Here is an 18,292-nt window from a genome sequence, read left to right as displayed (position 1 = left end):
GTCAATGGGCCATGCGCGACGAAGCCCCTATCCGCGCCCGCGCCCCCTTCCCCTTGAGACAAATATCCCCGCCGGAGGCCTCCGCCCTCTCAAGCCTCACAGCCGCCCGGCTTATCGCGCCAGCGCCCGCAAACTGCGCCGCCGCGCCTCGGGGATCGCGGCGATCTCCAGCGCGGTGAAAACGTGACAGGTGTCGAGGTCGCGATCGATCACCGCGTGATCCGACACCCAGCCGCCCATGCCGAGATAGCTGCGCAGGAGCGGCGGCAGCGCGCTGACATCGCCCGGCTCCCCCGCCAGCGCGGCGGGATAGTCCACGCGTTCGGGCGCTTTGGGGCGCGGGCGCAAAGTGGCGGGCCCAAGCGCGCGGGATGCGAGATGGGCGAGACCTGCGCGATGCGCCTGCCAGTCGCTGCCCGTGAACGAGGAACATCCGACCATCAACCCGGCCCCGCTTTCCTCGGCAATCCGTGTGATCGCCGCCCAGCCCAGACGCAGCACGTCCGGGTCGCGCAACCCCGGACGGGTGCAGAAGCGCCCCAGCTCGAGGATCGGCCCGGCCCATGCGGCGAGCGGCGCGAGATCGTAGAACTGTGCACAATAGCCCTCGGACAGCGCGGCCCCACCCTCCAGCAGCAAAAGCCGCGCGGCGGCGGCGGGTCCATGATCGTCGCAAATCAGGATGTGGCGGCAAAGCGGGTCGAAGCGGTCTGCATCGGAAGCCCCGGCCCGGAATGCCTCCGCCCGCAGGCGCAGCACCGCCTCGCGATCATCCGGACTTTGTGCCTCGCGGACCTGATAGGCGCCTTTTGCGAAACTCAGGGACATACGACCTCGCGGGTCATGGCGGCGGCCGGCTACCGGCCGCCTCGCCGCGATCAGTTGTCGCCGAGAACCTGGCCTGCATTGATACGACCGATCGAGCCCATCAGCTGACGCAAGAAGCCGATGCCCTTGACCTTGCTCTCGGTCACGCGGCGCGACAGCGTCACGACCTGACCTTTTTCAAGCCCGAAGCGTTCGACATTGGTGACGACGCCATTGTCGTTGAACGACACGGCGACGACTTCCCGGCTGATTTCCTCAGGGGCGTGCCAGGTCACGGTTTTCCAGCGCGAGCCGACGTAATACCAGCCCGAGCCTTCCAGAAGCCCGGTTGAGCTGGGCCGCCCGATCGCGGCGGCGACATCGTCACGCGTGCTCTTGCCGACCTCGATCTGAGCGAGGTCTTGGTCAATCGGCACATAGCCGTGGTTACGGTAAATCGGAGAGCAGGCGCCCGCGAAAAGCACCACGCCGAACGCGATAAACAGCATGGCCTTGCGCATCATAGAACCGATCCCCACCTGCAACCCCCTATTGCCTCTGACACTTCGGGCTTTTAGTGACGCTTACATCATGACTGCGCCGCCCTCAAGCGCTAGAGCGCGCCGATTGGGCACTCGGGCGCATGCAAAGGGTCGCAGGACAACACCGAGCGACCCAAAACAAGGAGCCGGACATGACACAGACCCCCGTCGATCCCGACCTGCCCGCCGCCCCCGAGACGATCTGGAGCGAGCCCATGCGGCTGGCCGATCTGCCCAGCCGCAAGCCCACGCGCTTCGACATCGAAGCCATGGGAGAGCGGCTCAAGGCGATCGCAGACTGGGCAGATATTCGCGACGTCGAGGCGCTGCGCCTCAAGGGTGAGCTCGCGCCGAAGGGACGCTCGGACTGGGAATTGCGCGCGACCCTCGAGGCCCGCGTGGTTCAGGATTGTGTGATCACCCTCGCCCCGGTCACGACCGATATTCGCGAAGAGGTCGTGCGGCGTTATCTCGCCGATATGGAGATGCCGACCTCCGAAGAGGTCGAAATGCCCGAGGATGACACCGCCGAACCGCTGCCCACGACGGTGAATCTCGGCGTGGTCGCGCTCGAGGCGATGGAGCTGGCCCTGCCGCTTTATCCGCGTGCAGCAGACGCGGAGCTGGAAGGCGCGCAGGTCACCGAGCCGGGCGCCGAGCCGCTCAGCGACGAGCAGATGAAGCCATTTGCCAATCTGCGCGACTTGCTTGCCAAGGGCGAAAACGGTAAGGGCGACGCATAGTGGCAGACGCGGTTTCGCACCGCCCGAAACCGCTTGAAAAATGGCCGGAAAAAAGGCTTGCACGGAAAAAGAATCCGAGTATGTTCCCGGCCTCATTCGACGTTTGGCTTCGCACCCCGAGAGACGCTTTCGGCCAAGTGACGAAACCACAAGGAAAATCAGGGCTGTAACGCCGCAAACACGGGCTACTGGCCCCCGAAACCCCGAGGTTGAGACATGGCTGTCCCTCAGAATAAAGTCACGCGTTCGCGCCGTAACATGCGCCGCGCCCACGACTCGCTTACCGCTGGCAACCCGGCGGAATGCCCCAGCTGCGGCGAACTCAAGCGCCCGCACCACGTCTGCCCGTCCTGCGGTCACTACGCCGACCGTGAAGTCGTCGCTCTGACCGAAGAGGTCGATCTGGACGACGACGCGGCGTAAGCCCGTCGACCCGCGCCGCACGTCATGCAAGATACGCAGGACCAGCCGCAGTCGGGATCGCAGATGAAGGCCGCAGAAATGCGAGCCGCCCAGAAGGGCAAAGCGCCGGCGAATGCCGGCGCTGTCGTTCTGTCCGTCGACGCGATGGGTGGTGATCTTGGCCCCGAAGCCACGATCGCCGGCGTCGCGAAGGCGCATCGCGCTCACCCCGATTTGCATTTCATCATCCACGGCCCGCGCGCGCAGCTCGAACCGCTGATCGCCAAGCACGATCTTGGCGACTGTGTCGATCTGCGCCACGCCGAGCGAACCGTCACGATGGAGGACAAGCCCGCGCAGGTTCTGCGCAACGGGCAGGACACCTCAATGTGGTCGGCCATCGAATCGGTGCGCGACAAGGAGGCCGATGTCGCGGTCTCCTGCGGGAATACCGGGGCGCTGATGCTGATCTCGATGATGCGGCTGCGCAAAATGCCGGGCGTGAACCGTCCGGCCATCGCCTCCTTCTGGCCCTCCCGGGGGCCTGCGGGCTGGAACGTCATGCTCGACATGGGCGCCGACGTGAAAGCCGATGCGGAGGATCTTCTGACTTATGCTCTGATGGGCACCTCCTACGCGCGCAACGCGCTGGGACTTGAGCGTCCGCGCATCGGCCTGCTGAATATCGGCACCGAAGAGCACAAAGGCCGCCCCGAACTCAAAGAAGCCTATGAGCTGATCAGCAACGCCCAAGAGGCGGGGCAGTTCGACTTCGCGGGTTTCGTCGAGGGTAATGAGCTGGCCGGCGCGCGCGCCGACGTAATCGTGACCGACGGCTTCACCGGCAATGTCGCGCTGAAAACCGGCGAGGGCACAGCGAAATTCGTGGCCGAACTCCTGCGCGAAGCGCTGACCTCTTCGGTGATGTCGAAGCTGGGCGCTCTCTTCGCAATGGGCGCGCTCAAGCGCCTGCGGCACAAGACAGATCCGCGCCGCGCCAATGGCGGCGTCTTCCTCGGCCTCAACGGCACGGTCGTGAAATCGCACGGCTCGGCGGATGCCACCAGCTTCGCCGCCGCGATCGAACTGGCCGCCCGTCTGGCACGCTCGGGCTTCGGCGCGAAGCTTGCCGCACGGGTTGCCACCACCCTTCCCTCGGGGCAGGATGAGACCAAATCCGGCGCGCCATCTGCCGCCGAGAAAAGCGAGAGCAGCCAATGACGATCAGATCCGTGGTGCGCGGCGTAGGCCATTACCTGCCCGAGCGCGTTGTCGAGAACGCCGAGTTCGAGAAAACGCTCGATACCACGGATGAATGGATTCGCGGGCGTACCGGGATCGAGCGTCGTCACATCGCCGCCGAAGGGGAATACACCTCCGATCTCGCGATCAAGGCCGCGAAGGCCGCGCTCGAAGACGCGAATATGAGCGTCGACCAGATCGACGCGATCGTCGTCGCGACCTCCACGCCCGACAGCACCTTCCCCTCCGTCGCCACGATGGTTCAGGCGGGGCTGGGCTCGACCACGGGCTTTGCCTATGACGTGCAGGCCGTCTGCGCAGGCTTCATCTTCGCGCTGACCAATGCGAACGGGCTGATCCTCTCGGGTCAGGCCGAGCGCGTGCTGGTCATCGGCGCCGAGACCTTCTCGCGGATCATGGACTGGACCGACCGCGGCACCTGTGTGCTCTTTGGCGACGGCGCAGGCGCGCTGGTCCTCGAGGCCGCCGAAGGCACCGGCACGGCGAATGATCGCGGCATCCTGTCGTCTGATCTTCATTCCGACGGGCGCTACAAGGACCTGCTCTATGTCGATGGCGGGGTCTCCACCACCGGCACGGCGGGCCATCTGCGCATGCAGGGCAATGCGGTCTTCAAACATGCCGTCACCAAGCTCGCGGAAACCGCGCATAAGGCGCTCGATAAAGCCGGGCTCACCGGCGAGAACGTCGACTGGATCGTGCCGCATCAGGCGAACCTGCGCATCATCTCGGCCACGGCCGAGCGGATGCAGCTGCCGATGGACCGCGTGATCGTCACGGTTCAGGACCACGGCAACACCTCTGCGGCGTCGATCCCGCTGGCCCTCTCGGTCGGCAAGCAACGCGGCCAGATCAAGGAGGGCCAGGTGCTGGTCACCGAGGCGATCGGCGGCGGTCTGGCATGGGGCTCCGTGGTCCTGCGCTGGTAAGCGCGGCCTCTCTGCATTCGTTTTATGCGTTTCCCGCGCAAACGCGCGTGAGCCCGCGCATCAATCCCGTCCGCCAAGTGCTTGATATTGACTCGGGAATTACGGTCGGTCACTGTTAGCCAAACTCTTTATCCGGGGGGATAGGATGTCGAAGACCCTGACGCGCATGGATCTGAGCGAAGCGGTGTTCCGCGAAGTCGGATTGTCGCGCAATGAATCGGCTCAGCTCGTCGAAAGCGTGCTGCAGCATATGTCCGACGCCCTCGTGGAGGGGGAGACGGTCAAGATCAGTTCGTTCGGCACCTTCTCGGTGCGCGAGAAAGCCAAGCGCATGGGCCGCAATCCCAAGACCGGCGAAGAGGTTCCGATCTCGCCGCGTCGCGTGCTGTCCTTCCGTCCCTCGCATCTGATGAAGGACCGCGTGGCGGCGGGCAACTCGAAGTAACCCGATAACAAATGACAGGTCCTACCGATGGGTAAATCCGCCGACGCGTTTCGGACGATCTCTGAGGTTTCAGACCTTCTCGACACGCCGACCCACGTTCTTCGGTTCTGGGAGAGCAAGTTCACGCAAGTGAAACCGGTCAAGCGTGCCGGCGGGCGGCGGTATTATCGGCCTGCCGATGTGGCCCTTCTGGGCGGCATCAAGCATCTCCTGCATGAAGAAGGTATGACCATCCGCGGCGTGCAGAAACTGCTGCGCGAGGAAGGCATCCGCGAAGTGGCTGCGCGTGGCGAGGTCAGCGTCGAGGATGAGCGCGAGGCCGATGAGGCCACGCGGAGCGCTCCGGAGCCGATTGCCCCGGTTGCCGCGCCTCAGCACAGCCCGGCCCCGCAAGAGGCGCCTCAGGCGCAGAACGCGAACCTCGGCGAGCCCGAGTCGACCGAGGCAGCACCGGAAGAAATCGCGCCGCAGGAGGAAGCCCCGCAAGAGGCGGCCTCTCTCGAGGACAGCGCGCAGGATACAGCTCAAGACGAGTCCCAGACCGAGGCGCTTCCTGAGCGCCCCGAGGAACTGCTCGATCTCAGCCCCACCGAGGACGCCCCCATTGAGGCCCATCAGGGCGGCTCGGTGACACCCTTCCCTGCCCCATCTCAGCCTTCCTTCTTCGAAGAGCCGGAGACCGCCTCCAGCGAATCCCCGGAAGAAGACGCGTGGGATGAAGACGCAGAGGCCCCGATGGCGCTCGATGTCGAACCCGAGCCGGAGCCGATGGCTCCTGTCGTGGCCATAACGATCGACCGCGGGCCGCAGGAACGCGCCGCGAAACTTGTCGCGCGTCCGGACCTCGCACGGCTCTTGCATGGGCTCCGTACGCTCGATCCGGCGCGGCTCAGCCCCGCCGACCGGGGCGATCTGCGCATGTTGCGCCTGCGTGCGCAGGCCCTTCAGGTGCGGCTCGCACAGCATGGCTCCGCGCAGGCGGAATGAGTGATCTTAACCCCGGACGAATTGGCGTGAAATTTCTCTCACTAACTGCTTGCACCCGCCGCCCGGTTCGCACTATATCCCCCTCGTCGGGCTGTGGCGCAGCCTGGTTAGCGCGTCCGTCTGGGGGACGGAAGGTCGTGAGTTCGAATCTCGCCAGCCCGACCAATTCGACAAACGCCCACCTCTTCATCGGGGTGGGCGTTCGTGTATCCGGAGGAGGGATCGGATGACCATCGGCGTGCTGCCTGACACGATGCTGCAAGACATGATCACGCGCGGTGAGATCGCCGCCGAGCCAGCCATCATCCCCGAACAAATTCAACCTGCGAGCCTCGATTTGCGGCTTGGCACCGTGGCCTATCGGCTGCGCGCCTCGTTCCTCGCGGGCAAGGGGCAGAAGGTCGCCCACCGCCTGCATGACTTCGAGATGCACCGCATGGCGCTGACCGATGACGGCGTGGTGCTGGAAAAGGGCTGCGTCTATCTCGTGCCGCTGATGGAGACCCTCGCGCTGCCCGAGGGCGTCACGGCGGTCGCCAATGCCAAAAGCTCCACCGGGCGGCTCGATCTGCTCACGCGCCTGATTACCGATGACGGCACCGAGTTCGACCGAATCCCCGAGGGCTATAACGGCCCGCTTTATGCAGAGATCTGCCCGCGCAGCTTCTCGGTGCTGGTGCGGCCGGGAATGCGACTCAACCAGATCCGCTTCCGCGCCGGTCAGGCGGTGCTCAGCGATGCCGAGCTGAAGATCCTGCACCAGCAGGAGCCGCTTGTGGACGGCCCCGCCGTGATCGACGAGGGCCTGGGCTTCTCGGTCGATCTGAAGCCCGCCGAGGGCGATCTGGTGGGCTACCGCGCCAAACCCCATACCGGGGTGATCGACATCGACAAGATCGGCCATTACCCGGCCCGCGATTTCTGGGAAGAGGTCCGCGCCTCAGATGGCCGCATCATCCTCGACCCCGGCGCATTCTATATCCTCGTCAGCCGCGAGGCCGTGACGATCCCGCCCGATCACGCCGCCGAAATGGCGCCCTATCTGGCGATGGTCGGCGAATTCCGCGTCCATTACGCAGGCTTCTTCGATCCCGGCTTCGGACATGGCGCTGCTGGCGGCACCGGCTCGCGCGGGGTGCTGGAGGTGCGCTGCCACGAGGCCCCCTTCGCGCTCGAGCATGGGCAGGTCGTTGGCCGTCTCGTCTACGAGCGCATGGCCGAGGAGCCGCGCCAGCTTTACGGCAAGGACATCGCCTCGAACTATCAGGGACAGGGCCTGAAGCTCGCCAAGCATTTCCGCATGGGGTGAGCCGGGAATAGCGGCCTTCCAGTGGAAGGACGCCCGGCGAACGCCCGAAGCGCAAGCGAAGGGCCGGGGGAAAGCTCTGAACTGTCGAGACGTGAGGTCTTTGTTACCGCCCGGGGCGACCAGCCCCGGGCAGCGCCCGACCTCCCCCCGGGAGGGCGCTATTGCACCGCCACTGCGCGCACAGATGTTTCAAGGATACGTCTCGATAAATCGCAGACCACAAAAGCTGCACGCGCCCACCCGAGGTCGGGCGCAGCCCTATGCGCCCTCAGACAGGCACCACCGCCCTACCCCGCCTGCTGCGTCACATCGTGGCCATAGATCCAATCGAACCGCCCCACGAGCCGCTCCGGCGTGAACCGCGAGGCGGCACGCAATGCGAGATGACCAAAGGTGCGCGGCGCCCCCGAGAGGTGATAGTTCCGCGCGTTCTTGTTCGCAGCAGTCACGATCTGATCGCAGCGATCCCAGCGCGCCTCCTGATAGGCGGCGAAGGCCACGTCGTCGGTCTCGTAATTGGCAAGCGCCTCGGCCAGAACCCAGGCATCCTCCATCGCCATCACCGCCCCCTGCGCGAGGAAGGGCAGCGTCGGATGCGCGGCGTCGCCCAGAATCGCGACACCGGGCGCGAACCAGCGCTCGGCCACCGGGTGACGGAACAACCCCCAGAGGTTCACCTTCTCGACCTGATCGAGCCAACCGCGCACGGTCGGGCAGAAATCCTCGAAGGCGGTGCGCAGATTGATCGGATCATCCTCGAGCGCCCAGCTTTCCTCGACCCAGCGATGCCGCTCCTCGACGGCCACGACATTGCGCAGCCCCCGGCCCAGCGGATAGCTCACAAGATGCTTGCCCGCGCCCATGAAGACCTGCGCGATCTTCGGCTCGGCATCGTCGCATGGCACCAGCGCGCGCCACGCCACCTGATGGGTAAAGAACGGCGCCACCCGCCCGTTGAGCGCCTCGCGCGTCTTGGAATTGAGCCCGTCCGCGCCAATCAGAAGGTCGGTCTCGATCTCGGCGCCCTGTTTGGTGTGCAGCACCGGATGCGGCCCGGACAGGTCCACCCGCTCAATCTGCTGCAAAAGCCGGATTTTCACCCCTGCCTCGCGCGCCCCATCGGCCAGCAATTCGATCAGTCGGGCACGATGGACGAAATGGTAATCCGCATCGGGGCGCAGCCGCGCCATATCGAGCTTGGCGACCTGACTTCCGGTCTCGCCATCGACGAGGCGCACCGCCTCGGCGCGCGGCCCCGCCGCCTCCAGCGCCTTACCCAGCCCCAGAGCGCGCAGCACCGCCGCCCCGTTGGGCGAGACCTGCAGCCCGGCGCCCACTTCGCGGATCGCCTCGGCCTGTTCGAGCACCTCGACATCCGCGCCGCGCATCGCCAGAGCCCGCGCCACGGTCAGCCCCGCGATCCCTGCACCCAGAACCGTAACCTTGCGCCCGATCAGCATGGGACCTCCTTCAAAAGCGAACACCGGCACCTTGGCGGTGCCGGTGTCGAATTGTTTTGCGCGCCTTCCCGCCCGAAGGCAACGCGCGTTTTGTGCATCCCCACACGCAGTGCGCGCAGGCGATCAGTCGTCGCGATGCACCCGTTCGCGGCGCTCGTGTTTTTCCTGCGCTTCCAGCGTCATCGTCGCGATCGGACGCGCATCGAGACGCTTGAGCGAGATCGGCTCCCCGGTCTTCTCGCAATAGCCGTATTCGCCATTGTCGATCCGACGCAGCGCCGAGTCGATCTTGCTGACCAGCTTGCGCTGACGGTCGCGGGTGCGCAGTTCCAGCGCACGATCGGTTTCCTCGGAGGCGCGATCGGCAATATCGGGAACGTTGCGCGCGGATTCCGCGAGACCTTCGAGCGTTTCAGCGGATTGTTCGAGAAGTTCGGCCTTCCACGCCAGAAGCTTTCTGCGGAAATACTCCAGCTGCCGGTCATTCATGAAGGGTTCATTCTCGGCCGGACGATAATCATCCGGAAGGAATACTTCAGCTCTCATACCTGCCCTCTCATACGTGCCGGGGGCGTCACCATGATCGTCATTCGCCATCGGCCAACTCTCCTCGGGCGAGGCAATACCCCAAGAACACAGTGTTGTCACGTCCGCATTCGCCCGGACTGCGTGTTTCCTCATCAATTCTTACGCCCGGGTTGCGGCAGCATTTTGGCGCAGATAGGTTGCAAACGATTTGCGCAAGATCATTGCGCAGCGATCTCGAAACCGGAGCGTGTTCCCCGTGCAATTTCAATCGACCGACAGCTATGTCGCCCCGCCCGATCTGACCGTCGCGGTCAACGCCGCCGTGGCGCTGGAGCGCCCTCTTCTGGTGAAGGGCGAGCCGGGCACCGGCAAGACGGAACTCGCGCGGCAGGTGGCGCAGAGCCTCGGGATGGAGATGGTCGAGTGGAACATCAAATCCACCACCAAGGCGCAGCAGGGCCTTTACGAATACGACGCCGTCAGCCGGCTGCGCGACAGCCAGCTGGGCGACGAACGCGTCAACGACGTGAAGAACTACATCCGCAAGGGCAAGCTCTGGCAGGCCTTCGAGGCAGGCGAGAAAGTCGTGCTGCTGATCGACGAGGTCGACAAGGCCGATATCGAGTTCCCGAACGACCTGCTGCAGGAACTCGATAAGATGGAGTTCCACGTCTACGAGACCGGCGAGACGATCCGGGCCAAACACCGCCCCGTCGTCATCATCACCTCGAATAACGAGAAGGAACTGCCCGACGCCTTCCTGCGCCGCTGCTTCTTCCACTACATCCGCTTTCCAGAGCCGGAAGTGATGCGCGAAATCGTCGCCGTCCACTTCCCCGACATCAAGGACCGCCTGCTGACCGAGGCGCTGAGCCAGTTCTACGAGATCCGCAAGACCCCGGGCCTGAAGAAGAAACCCTCGACGAGCGAAGTGCTCGACTGGCTGAAGCTGCTGCTGGCCGAGGATCTGAACCCCGAAGACCTCAAACGCGAAGGCGCGAGCCTGCTGCCGAAACTGCACGGAGCGCTTCTGAAGAACGAGCAGGATGTGCATTTGTTCGAGCGGCTCGCCTTCATGGCGCGACGTCAGGGGCGGTGAGTCAGGATTGAGCCCATAGCTCCGGGTCTGGACTTTATAGCGTAACACTCATGCATCTCGGGGCCGCGCGGTCGCGCGACCTTGCATGCCTATTGCGCTTGATGGGGTTCCCTCTTAAGAAGCCGGTAGGTGCCGGGCACCTGCCGCCTGCGGACGCGAGTCACGGTGAAGCCCGGAACAAGACGACATCTCACCCTCGAAGCATTTCGCTGGTGGGCAATGCAGGCTCCCTCCCGATCCGAAATGCCTCTCTGGAGGAGTGAGCCATGTCCGCTGGACCTGCATCTACTGCAATTGAAAACCGTCTCCTGACACAGCCCGTCGGACGATTGTTCGTGTCGAATACCCTGCCCATGGCGGTGGTCATGTCGATGGGTGGGCTGCTTAACGTCGTAGACGGGATCTTCGTCGGGCGCTTCGTCGGCGCCCAGGCCCTGGCGTCGGTCAGCCTGGCCTTTCCGGTCGTCATGCTGCTCACGGCACTGACGACTTTGGCCGGTGGCGGCATGTCGAGCTTGCTCGCCCGCCATCTGGGTGCAGGTGCTCGCACACAGGCTGGAGCCGTCTTCGCAGGTGCCCACGGGTTGGCCCTGGCCATCAGCGCGGCGCTGATCGCAGGCGCTTTGTCGGTGGGGCCTGTCATCATTTCCGCACTCGCAGCCGGAAACGCGGCGGTCGCAGGTGGGGCGCAGAGCTACCTTCTGATCCTGATACTCGGCGCGCCAATCCAGTTCGCTTTGGGTCTGCACGCCGATGCCCTGCGCAACGAGGGACGTGCAGGGCAGATCGCCATGCTCTCGGTGCTCGTGAATCTGCTGAACATCGGCGCGAACTACATCGCGATCGTGCTGTTTGGATTGGGGGTGGCGGGCTCTGCGATCGGCACCGTGGGCGCGCAGTCTCTCGGCCTCGCGCTGCTGCTGGTCCTGCGGGAACGCGATCGCGACCTGTTGCCCCTTGGGGCACTCCGCCGCCACAGTTGGCTGTCGGGGTGGCTGCAGATCTTCTCGCTCGGGCTCCCTTTGTGCCTGACCTTCATTGGGATGGCCTTGGTTTCAAGCGTGGTTCTCCTCGCCGTCGGCACCGCCGCCACGAACCATGCAACCTTTATCGCGGCCTACGGCGTGGTGACACGCATTCTCGGACTGGCCTTCCTGCCACAGATGGCGATCGCGCTGAGCACCCAGAGCATCACCGGCAACAACGCGGGCGCGGGCCGGCTGGATCGGGCCGGCGCAGCCTTGCGGCTTGCCATGGGAAGCGCGTTCCTGTGGTGCCTTGGTGTGACGCTCACCGGAGCCTTTCTGGGCGAGCCCTTGGGCGCGATGTTCTCGAACGACCGGGAGGTCGTCTCGGCAGTTGCCGCGATCCTGAGGCCGATGACGGCCCTCTACGTCGTCACCGGCCCCATCCTCGTCCTCGCCCTGCATTTTCAAGCGATGGGGTATCCGCTCCGGACTGCGGCACTCACCCTGACCAAGCCGTGGCTGCTGACGCCCGCGCTGCTGCTTGTCCTGAACGCAGTGGCGGGGATCGACGGCCTGTGGTTCGCCTTCCCCATCGCTGATGCTGCGCTGTTTGCGCTGGCCTTGATCCTTGTCGTCCGTAACCGCCTCACTGCGCCCATCTCCGCAACGCCGCACGCGAAGGAAGCCGCATGACACAAGCATCCCTCGACACCGTCAAGACGCAGGCCAAGGCACTGCGTCAGGCCTTGCAGGCCCAGGGTATGACCGTCAGTCATGCCCAGGCTCTCGAACTCGTCGCCCGGCAACATGGGGCGCGGGACTGGAACACGCTTCACGCCCGTCTCAGTCAACGCAATGCGCCACCGGAACTTGCCCTGGGCGACCGGGTGACCGGACACTACCTCGGACAAGCCTTTAGCGGAAAGATCGTCGCCCTTTCGGGTCCCGCCGCGCATCGCCGGGTCGAAATCGCGCTGGAAAAGCCGATCGACACGGTGCGGTTCGACAGCTTCTCGAATTGGCGGTCCCGCATTTGTGGCACGCTGCGCGAAGATGGGTGCAGCCACAGCAGAACGTCGGATGGCACACCCCATCTTACCTTGGAGAAAGCGCCGTCCTGATCTCACATTTCCTTTGAGCGGTAGCCCTTTGCCGGACCTCTTCGGGAGGTTCGGCCGTCGCAGCGAATGGCAACTTTGTCCGCAAAGCTGCCGCGTCGCGAGCTGCCGGAGCCCCTCACATGCGCCGCGTGATCCGCGCCGCCTTCCTTGCCCGCTTCACCGCGTCGCGCGCGGTCTGGGCCTGCTTGCGCTCCTGCGCCGTCATCGGGCCCTGAGCTTTGCCCTTGCCGCCGCGCTTAGAGGCCATGCCGACGCCCTTGTTGATCCCCCAGTTGATCCCGCGGCGCAGGAACATCCGGATGACCATGTTGATGATCTGGTTGAAGTTCATCAGATATCCCCCTGTCAATCCTCGAACAATTCGGACTGGCCGGTCTGGGCCTCGTCCTCCTCGCCCTCCTCGTCGTCATCCGAGCCTGCACCCGGCAGGGGGCGCGAGTCCAGCAGACCGGCGGCGCGCAGCTCCTTGAGGCCCGGCAGATCGCGGGCGCTCTCGAGGCTGAACTGGTCTAGGAATTCCTGCGTCACGACGAAGGTGACGGGGCGGCCCGGCGTCATCCGGCGGCGGCCGAAGCGGATCCATTCCATCTCCAGCAACTGGTCGATCGTGCCGCGCGAGACGGCGACGCCGCGGATCTCCTCGATCTCGGCGCGGGTGACCGGCTGGTGATAGGCGATAATCGCGAGCGTTTCGACGGCGGCGCGGGACAGCTTGCGCTCCTCCACCGTCTCCTTCTGCATCAGGAAGGCGAGATCGGGCGCAGTGCGCACCGCCCAGGCGTCACCCACCTTCACCACGCGCACGCCGCGCCCTTCGTAGCGCTTGCGCAGATGCACGAGCGCCTCGGCGGGGTCGCAGCCATGCGGCATCCGCTCTTCCATCTCGCGGATGCGGACGGGTTCGGCAGAGGCGAAGAGGATCGCTTCGACCATCCGCTCCTGCTCGGCGATGGGCGGCGCCGCGAAAAGGGTTTCTTCTTTTTCTTCAGTCTGTTCCGGTTCGTCGTTCATGTCTTCTTCCGGATCGAAATGGGTTGGAACGTATCGCTCTGGCGCAGCTCGATCTGGCCTTGCTTGGCCATTTCCAACGAGGCCGCGAAGGTCGCGGCGGTGGCCGAGCGTCGGCGTTTGGGATCGGCGGTCCAGCCGTCGGGCAGGAAGGTGGTCAGCTCCGACCAGCCGCCCGCGAAACCGATCAGCCCGCGCATCCGGTCCAGCGCCTCCTCCATCGTGAAGACATTGGTCCGATCGAACGCGTAGGGGCGGAATTCGTCGCGCGTGCGGATGCGCGCATAGGCCTGCATCAGGTCCATCAGCGAGGCCGAATAGGTGACCTTGCGGACGCGCTCGACCTCTTCCGAGATACCGCGCGCGAAGGTGTCGCGCCCCAGCCGGTCGCGCGCCATCAGCTGCGCCGCCGCCTCGCGCATCGCCTGCAGGCGTTCCAGCTGGAAAGCCAGATGTTCGGCCAGATCTTCCGCTGAGGGGCCTTCGGCCTCCGGATCGGGCGGCAGCAGAAGCCGCGATTTCAGGAAGGCGAGCCACGCCGCCATCACGAGGTAATCGGCGGCCAACTCGATCCGCAGCGCTTTGGCGCGGTCGACGAAGGCCAGATATTGCTCGGCCAGTTGCAGCACGGAGATCTTGCGCAGATCGACTTTCTGGCTGCGCGAGAGCGTCAGCAAAAGGTCGAGCGGGCCTTCGAACCCGTCGACATCGACGATCAGCGCCTCGGCCTGAAGCCGATCCGCTACCGTTTGCGAGTCGAACAGATTTTCGGTGTCACTCATCCATGCCGCCGCTCAAGAGTGCCTCAAGTTCGGCATCGAGCGCGGCCATGTCAACTGTCTCGGGCGGCAAGCGCCGGTCCAGCGCGGCCTCGGCGCGGGCCTTTGCCGCCTCGCTCATCGCCGGAGCCGCCATCGCCACCTCTTCCATCGCGGGCATGTCGCCCTTGCAATGGAGCACCAGATCGCAGCCAGCCGCCAGCGCGGCAGCCGTGCGTGTTCCGAAGCCACCCGCGAGCGCCTCCATCCCGATATCGTCGCTCATCAGCAGCCCGTCGAAGCCGATCTCCTCGCGGATCATCTTGATGATCTTCGCGCTTTGCGTCGCGGGGGCCGCGTCGAGCGCGGTGAAACGGATATGTGCGGTCATGCCCAGCGGCAAATCGTTCAGCGCCTTGAAGGGAGCGAAATCGCTCGCGATCAGATCGGCCTTGGAGGCCTCGACCACGGGCAGGTCCTTGTGGCTGTCGGAGATCGCCCGGCCGTGGCCGGGGATATGCTTGATCACCGGCAGCACGCCGCCCGCCAGCAGCCCGTCGGCCGTGGCGCGCGCATTGGCGATCACGGTGGCCGCATCCTTGCCCAGACAGCGGTTTTGCAGGAACGGATGGGTCAGAAGCCCCGCGATATCGCAGGTGGGCGCGCAGTTCACGTCGATGCCGACCGCACGCAGTTCCTCGGCCATGATCCGCGAGCGCAGCCAGAACGAGCGCGGCGCCGCATCCCCTGCCCGCTTCGCCTGCTCCAGCGGCGGCAGCCATTCGCGCCATTGCGGACCGCGCATCCGCTGCACCCGCCCGCCTTCCTGATCGATCAGCACCGGCGCATCGCGGCCCACCGCCCCCCGCAGCGCATCGGTCAGCCGGGCGACCTGCTCGGGTGTGTCGATATTGCGCGAGAACAGGATGAAGCCCCACGGGTCGGCCTCGCGGAAGAAATCGCGTTCGCGCGCGGAGAGCTCGGTCCCCTCGCAGCCGAAGATCGCGGCGACGCCCATCAGCGCGCCTGCGTCGGGATGCAGTTCTGCCGCTCGGCCACGAGGGCGGCGCAGAACTGGCGCGCTTCGGTCACGTCGTCAAAGCCAGCGACGCGCAGGCGATAGAAATCGCGCCCGCCGGAGCTGGCCTTCTGAACCACGCGCTTCTTGCCGGACATCAGCGCGTCGAAGCGCTTGGCGATGCGGTCCCATTCGCCCTTGGCCGCGGCCTCAGTGTCGAAGGCGCCAAGCTGCACGAGGCGCGTGCCTGCGGACAGTTCCGACGGATCGAGATCGACGACACCTTTCTCGGCCTGTCCCGCCGACATTTGCTTCGTCACCGCCTGCTCCAGCGCCGCCGCCAGAAGCTGATCGCGCATCGGCTTGGTCTGCGGCCGCGGCGAGCGCGAGACGCCCGGCACTGAGGCCGGGATTACGCCACTGACGACGTCGCTCTCGGGTGTTGCCTCCTGCGCGACCGCGTCGGGGCGCGTCTCGGGCATGGCCGGGCTCATCAGCGCGGGCTTAACGGGAATGTCGGGCGCGTCCTGGACCTGCGACGGATCGGCATTGAGCGCGGCAGGCTCGAGCGCGGCGATCGCGGCCTCTACGGCCGGATTGGCCGCCGGGTTGGCCTCATCGCCTGCCACCTTGGCCTCTGCCGCCAGCTCGCCCATCGGCTTGTCGTCGTCGGTGAAGCCTTCGGGGCTGGGCGCGAGCGTCACTTTCTCGGGCGCAGGCGCCGCCTGCCCCGTGCCAGCGACGTCGTTCACGGCAAGACCGGTATGGCGCGCAAGTTCGCCACCCGGATCCTCGGGCGCGATCCGGGCGGGCCCGTCCATCGCGCGGATCACCGGCACGCCGTTGAGGTCGCGCATCGCCAGCTTGTAGCCCCAGACCACCAGACCCGCGATCATCGCGACCGATGTCAGCGCGCCGGCCACATTGACCCATCGCGATACGACGCGTGGCGCACGTTCAGGAGCGGGATCTTCGGGATGCGCGTAATGGGGCTGCGGGTGTTCATGCCCGTAACCCCCACTCTCGCGGTAGTCGTAGGTCGTCATGCTCGTCGCCTCGCCGCCGGTTGCCCGGCCTTGCCCGGTTGACCCGGAATTTGCCTGTTCCCGGCGGCGTGCGTTTATCGCATCTCTTCAGCCGGGGTCACGCCAAGAATACCAAGACCGGCGGAAATGACAACGGCGCTGGCACGGGCAAGGGCGATTTTCGCCGCCGATGCGGCCTCATTGCCATCCTGCAGGAAGCGCAGGGCCGGCTCGTCATTACCACGGTTCCACAGGCTGTGCAGGTCCGAGGCAAGATCGTAGAGGTAGAACGCCACCCGGTGCGGCTCGTTCGCGCGCGCCGCTATCTCCAGAAGACGCGGCCATTCGGCGATCTTCTTGACCAGTTCCAGCTCGGACGGATGCCACTCGCCGGACAGATCGACCTCGGCCAGACGTGCGTCGGACATATCCCAGCCCGCTTCCGCCGCCTTGCGCAGCACCGAGCAGACCCGGGCATGCGCATATTGCACGTAGAAGACCGGGTTGTCCTTGGACTGCTCCAGCACCTTGTCGAAATCGAAATCCAGCGGCGCGTCGTTCTTGCGAGTGAGCATGTGGAAACGGGTTACATCCGCGCCCGCCTGCTCCACCACGTCGCGCAGCGTGACAAACGTGCCCGCGCGCTTCGACATCTTGAAGGGCTCGCCATTCTTGAACAGCTTCACCAGCTGGATCAGCTTGATGTCGAGCGTCACCTTGCGATCCGACAGAGCGGCCACCGCTGCCTTCATCCGCTTCACATAGCCGCCATGGTCGGCGCCGAAGACGTCGATCAGCAGGTCGTAACCGCGGTCGATCTTGGTCCAGTGATAGGCGATATCCGGGGCGAAATAGGTCCACGAGCCATCCGACTTCTTCACCGGACGGTCCACGTCATCGCCATAATCGGTCGAGCGGAACAGCGTCTGCTCGCGCTCCTCCCAATCCTCGGGCAGCTTGCCCTTCGGCGGGTCGAGCACGCCTTCGTAGATCAGCCCCAGATCCTCGAGCCGCTTCAGCGCCGCTTCGATCTGGCCGGTGCCGTAGAGCGACTTCTCGGAGGAGAACACATCCATCTTCACGCCGAGACAGGCGAGATCCCCGCGGATCATCTCCATCATCTGCTCGGTCGCGAATTCGCGGATATCTTCGAGCCAGTCTTCCTCGGGCTTGTCGAGCAGGCTCTCGCCATACTTCGCCTTGATCGCCTCGCCGACCGGGATCAGGTAATCGCCCGGGTAAAGCCCCTCGCGGATTTCCGGCTCGAGGCCACAGGCTTCGCGATAACGCTCATAAGCCGAACGGGCGAGCACATCGACCTGCGCGCCACCATCGTTGATGTAATATTCCCGCGTGACGTCATAGCCCGCGAAGTCCAGCAGGCTCGCGAGCGCATCGCCGAACACGGCGCCGCGCGTATGGCCGACATGCATCGGGCCCGTGGGGTTCGCGGAGACATATTCCACGTTGACCTTCACACCCTTGCCCAGATCGGAACGCCCGTAATCCGCGCCCTCTTTGAGCACGGAGTGGGTCACATCCGCCCAAACTTTCGGATCGAGGCGCAGGTTGATGAAGCCGGGACCGGCCACATCGGCGCTGACGATCCGGTCATCTGCGGCCAGCTTGCCCGCCAGCGTCTCGGCGATGTCGCGCGGCTTCGATTTGGCGGGCTTGGCCAGCACCATCGCGGCGTTGGTCGCCATGTCGCCATGCAGCGGATCGCGCGGCGGCTCCACCGCGACGTTTGCGTAGTCCAGCCCCTCGGGCAGCGCGCCCTCGGAAACCATCTGATCGAGTGCCGCAATCACCGCGGCGCGGATGTCGGAAAACAGGTGCATTCTCATTGTCCTTATTTGCGCTCTCCCCTGCCAGAGCGC

Annotated in this window: 20 protein-coding genes and 1 tRNA gene; 11 read left to right on the top strand and 10 right to left on the bottom strand. The window is 65.3% G+C overall.

The genetic code is table 11. The features are described from left to right. Positions 1 to 111: 111 nt before the first annotated feature. Together ACZ7GB_RS17370 and ACZ7GB_RS17365 are read right to left on the bottom strand one after the other, a co-directional pair. Positions 112 to 828 (bottom strand): GNAT family N-acetyltransferase, encoded by a 717-nt coding sequence (locus ACZ7GB_RS17370; protein ID WP_472159721.1) that lies wholly within the window; start codon positions 826 to 828, stop codon positions 112 to 114. Between the two features lie 50 nt (positions 829 to 878). Continuing rightward, positions 879 to 1,331 carry an outer membrane protein assembly factor BamE gene (locus ACZ7GB_RS17365; protein WP_078522808.1) on the bottom strand — a complete coding sequence of 151 codons (453 nt, stop codon included), beginning with the start codon at positions 1,329 to 1,331 and terminating at the stop codon, positions 879 to 881. A 170-nt stretch (positions 1,332 to 1,501) separates the two neighbouring features. Between ACZ7GB_RS17365 and ACZ7GB_RS17360 the strand changes: the two genes are divergently transcribed. The 8 genes from ACZ7GB_RS17360 (at position 1,502) to ACZ7GB_RS17325 (ending at position 7,427) form a co-directional block, all read left to right on the top strand. After that, positions 1,502 to 2,092 (top strand): YceD family protein, encoded by a 591-nt coding sequence (locus ACZ7GB_RS17360; protein ID WP_472159719.1) that lies wholly within the window; start codon positions 1,502 to 1,504, stop codon positions 2,090 to 2,092. A gap of 216 nt (positions 2,093 to 2,308) precedes the next feature. Next, on the top strand, positions 2,309 to 2,515 hold the full coding sequence (rpmF, locus tag ACZ7GB_RS17355) for a 50S ribosomal protein L32 (protein ID WP_078522810.1): 207 nt from the start codon (positions 2,309 to 2,311) through the stop codon (positions 2,513 to 2,515). A gap of 78 nt (positions 2,516 to 2,593) precedes the next feature. Beyond that, complete coding sequence (plsX, locus tag ACZ7GB_RS17350; RefSeq protein WP_078522910.1) at positions 2,594 to 3,715, top strand: phosphate acyltransferase PlsX; 1,122 nt, start codon at positions 2,594 to 2,596, stop codon at positions 3,713 to 3,715. Further along, positions 3,712 to 4,686, top strand: coding sequence for a beta-ketoacyl-ACP synthase III (locus ACZ7GB_RS17345; protein WP_078542750.1), 975 nt, complete (start codon positions 3,712 to 3,714; stop codon positions 4,684 to 4,686). Before plsX ends, ACZ7GB_RS17345 begins: the two co-directional genes overlap by 4 nt. A 145-nt stretch (positions 4,687 to 4,831) precedes the next feature. Next, positions 4,832 to 5,131 carry an integration host factor subunit alpha gene (ihfA, locus tag ACZ7GB_RS17340; RefSeq protein ID WP_075775489.1) on the top strand — a complete coding sequence of 100 codons (300 nt, stop codon included), beginning with the start codon at positions 4,832 to 4,834 and terminating at the stop codon, positions 5,129 to 5,131. 27 nt (positions 5,132 to 5,158) lie between these two features. Beyond that, positions 5,159 to 6,118: a MerR family transcriptional regulator gene (locus tag ACZ7GB_RS17335; RefSeq protein ID WP_472159718.1), complete on the top strand. Its 960-nt coding sequence runs from the start codon at positions 5,159 to 5,161 to the stop codon at positions 6,116 to 6,118. A gap of 87 nt (positions 6,119 to 6,205) precedes the next feature. Then, positions 6,206 to 6,283: transfer RNA gene (locus tag ACZ7GB_RS17330), tRNA-Pro, on the top strand. 61 nt (positions 6,284 to 6,344) lie between these two features. Next, entirely contained in the window at positions 6,345 to 7,427 is a 1,083-nt protein-coding gene (locus ACZ7GB_RS17325) for a 2'-deoxycytidine 5'-triphosphate deaminase (RefSeq protein WP_078542747.1), read from the top strand. Positions 7,428 to 7,714: 287 nt separating this feature from the next. Here ACZ7GB_RS17325 and ACZ7GB_RS17320 read toward each other — a convergent pair whose 3' ends face one another. Together ACZ7GB_RS17320 and dksA are read right to left on the bottom strand one after the other, a co-directional pair. Next, positions 7,715 to 8,887, bottom strand: coding sequence for an FAD-dependent monooxygenase (locus ACZ7GB_RS17320; RefSeq protein WP_472159716.1), 1,173 nt, complete (start codon positions 8,885 to 8,887; stop codon positions 7,715 to 7,717). A 123-nt stretch (positions 8,888 to 9,010) separates the two neighbouring features. Next, positions 9,011 to 9,433 (bottom strand): RNA polymerase-binding protein DksA, encoded by a 423-nt coding sequence (dksA, locus tag ACZ7GB_RS17315; protein ID WP_078522815.1) that lies wholly within the window; start codon positions 9,431 to 9,433, stop codon positions 9,011 to 9,013. Positions 9,434 to 9,671: 238 nt separating this feature from the next. Here dksA and ACZ7GB_RS17310 point away from each other — a divergent pair, with 238 nt between their 5' ends. The 3 genes from ACZ7GB_RS17310 (at position 9,672) to ACZ7GB_RS17300 (ending at position 12,603) form a co-directional block, all read left to right on the top strand. Continuing rightward, on the top strand, positions 9,672 to 10,514 hold the full coding sequence (locus tag ACZ7GB_RS17310; RefSeq protein ID WP_472159714.1) for an AAA family ATPase: 843 nt from the start codon (positions 9,672 to 9,674) through the stop codon (positions 10,512 to 10,514). 335 nt (positions 10,515 to 10,849) lie between these two features. Then, positions 10,850 to 12,175 (top strand): MATE family efflux transporter, encoded by a 1,326-nt coding sequence (locus ACZ7GB_RS17305; RefSeq protein WP_472159712.1) that lies wholly within the window; start codon positions 10,850 to 10,852, stop codon positions 12,173 to 12,175. After that, positions 12,172 to 12,603 carry a glyoxalase superfamily protein gene (locus ACZ7GB_RS17300; RefSeq protein WP_472159711.1) on the top strand — a complete coding sequence of 144 codons (432 nt, stop codon included), beginning with the start codon at positions 12,172 to 12,174 and terminating at the stop codon, positions 12,601 to 12,603. Before ACZ7GB_RS17305 ends, ACZ7GB_RS17300 begins: the two co-directional genes overlap by 4 nt. Before the next feature lie 115 nt (positions 12,604 to 12,718). Here ACZ7GB_RS17300 and ACZ7GB_RS17295 read toward each other — a convergent pair whose 3' ends face one another. The 6 genes from ACZ7GB_RS17295 to argS all read right to left on the bottom strand — a co-directional run bounded on the left by ACZ7GB_RS17295 (position 12,719) and on the right by argS (position 18,253). Then, complete coding sequence (locus ACZ7GB_RS17295; RefSeq protein WP_472159709.1) at positions 12,719 to 12,934, bottom strand: hypothetical protein; 216 nt, start codon at positions 12,932 to 12,934, stop codon at positions 12,719 to 12,721. 14 nt (positions 12,935 to 12,948) lie between these two features. Further along, entirely contained in the window at positions 12,949 to 13,614 is a 666-nt protein-coding gene (gene scpB, locus ACZ7GB_RS17290; protein ID WP_078522819.1) for an SMC-Scp complex subunit ScpB, read from the bottom strand. Next, complete coding sequence (locus ACZ7GB_RS17285) at positions 13,611 to 14,393, bottom strand: segregation and condensation protein A (RefSeq protein WP_078522820.1); 783 nt, start codon at positions 14,391 to 14,393, stop codon at positions 13,611 to 13,613. Before ACZ7GB_RS17285 ends, scpB begins: the two co-directional genes overlap by 4 nt. After that, positions 14,386 to 15,387 (bottom strand): beta-N-acetylhexosaminidase, encoded by a 1,002-nt coding sequence (gene nagZ / locus ACZ7GB_RS17280; RefSeq protein WP_472159708.1) that lies wholly within the window; start codon positions 15,385 to 15,387, stop codon positions 14,386 to 14,388. Before nagZ ends, ACZ7GB_RS17285 begins: the two co-directional genes overlap by 8 nt. Next, positions 15,387 to 16,433, bottom strand: a complete 1,047-nt coding sequence (locus tag ACZ7GB_RS17275; RefSeq protein ID WP_472159706.1) for an SPOR domain-containing protein — start codon at positions 16,431 to 16,433, stop codon at positions 15,387 to 15,389. The genes nagZ and ACZ7GB_RS17275 overlap by 1 nt, the downstream gene beginning before the upstream one ends. A gap of 74 nt (positions 16,434 to 16,507) precedes the next feature. Continuing rightward, the gene (gene argS / locus ACZ7GB_RS17270) at positions 16,508 to 18,253 is read right to left on the bottom strand and encodes an arginine--tRNA ligase (protein ID WP_472159705.1); all 1,746 of its coding nucleotides are present in this window, start codon (positions 18,251 to 18,253) and stop codon (positions 16,508 to 16,510) included. Between the last annotated feature and the right edge of the window lie 39 nt (positions 18,254 to 18,292).

Source organism: Thioclava sp. PTB-PU3-1, assembly GCF_055666785.1.
The sequence above is the reverse complement of the archived record's forward strand: the minus strand, read 5'-3'. Positions and strand labels throughout refer to the sequence as shown.

What these genes read in the sequence shown, in the direction of transcription:
- ACZ7GB_RS17275 (WP_472159706.1), bottom strand. Translation starts at nt 16,433, where the DNA reads ATGACGACCTACGACTACCGCGAGAGTGGGGGTTACGGGCATGAACAC.
- scpB (WP_078522819.1), bottom strand. Translation starts at nt 13,614, where the DNA reads ATGAACGACGAACCGGAACAGACTGAAGAAAAAGAAGAAACCCTTTTC.
- dksA (WP_078522815.1), bottom strand. Translation starts at nt 9,433, where the DNA reads ATGAGAGCTGAAGTATTCCTTCCGGATGATTATCGTCCGGCCGAGAAT.
- ACZ7GB_RS17370 (WP_472159721.1), bottom strand. Translation starts at nt 828, where the DNA reads ATGTCCCTGAGTTTCGCAAAAGGCGCCTATCAGGTCCGCGAGGCACAA.
- ACZ7GB_RS17295 (WP_472159709.1), bottom strand. Translation starts at nt 12,934, where the DNA reads ATGAACTTCAACCAGATCATCAACATGGTCATCCGGATGTTCCTGCGC.
- ihfA (WP_075775489.1), top strand. Translation starts at nt 4,832, where the DNA reads ATGTCGAAGACCCTGACGCGCATGGATCTGAGCGAAGCGGTGTTCCGC.
- rpmF (WP_078522810.1), top strand. Translation starts at nt 2,309, where the DNA reads ATGGCTGTCCCTCAGAATAAAGTCACGCGTTCGCGCCGTAACATGCGC.
- ACZ7GB_RS17325 (WP_078542747.1), top strand. Translation starts at nt 6,345, where the DNA reads ATGACCATCGGCGTGCTGCCTGACACGATGCTGCAAGACATGATCACG.
- ACZ7GB_RS17335 (WP_472159718.1), top strand. Translation starts at nt 5,159, where the DNA reads ATGGGTAAATCCGCCGACGCGTTTCGGACGATCTCTGAGGTTTCAGAC.
- ACZ7GB_RS17320 (WP_472159716.1), bottom strand. Translation starts at nt 8,887, where the DNA reads ATGCTGATCGGGCGCAAGGTTACGGTTCTGGGTGCAGGGATCGCGGGG.
- argS (WP_472159705.1), bottom strand. Translation starts at nt 18,253, where the DNA reads ATGCACCTGTTTTCCGACATCCGCGCCGCGGTGATTGCGGCACTCGAT.
- ACZ7GB_RS17285 (WP_078522820.1), bottom strand. Translation starts at nt 14,393, where the DNA reads ATGAGTGACACCGAAAATCTGTTCGACTCGCAAACGGTAGCGGATCGG.
- plsX (WP_078522910.1), top strand. Translation starts at nt 2,594, where the DNA reads ATGCGAGCCGCCCAGAAGGGCAAAGCGCCGGCGAATGCCGGCGCTGTC.
- ACZ7GB_RS17300 (WP_472159711.1), top strand. Translation starts at nt 12,172, where the DNA reads ATGACACAAGCATCCCTCGACACCGTCAAGACGCAGGCCAAGGCACTG.
- ACZ7GB_RS17360 (WP_472159719.1), top strand. Translation starts at nt 1,502, where the DNA reads ATGACACAGACCCCCGTCGATCCCGACCTGCCCGCCGCCCCCGAGACG.
- ACZ7GB_RS17345 (WP_078542750.1), top strand. Translation starts at nt 3,712, where the DNA reads ATGACGATCAGATCCGTGGTGCGCGGCGTAGGCCATTACCTGCCCGAG.
- ACZ7GB_RS17365 (WP_078522808.1), bottom strand. Translation starts at nt 1,331, where the DNA reads ATGATGCGCAAGGCCATGCTGTTTATCGCGTTCGGCGTGGTGCTTTTC.
- nagZ (WP_472159708.1), bottom strand. Translation starts at nt 15,387, where the DNA reads ATGGGCGTCGCCGCGATCTTCGGCTGCGAGGGGACCGAGCTCTCCGCG.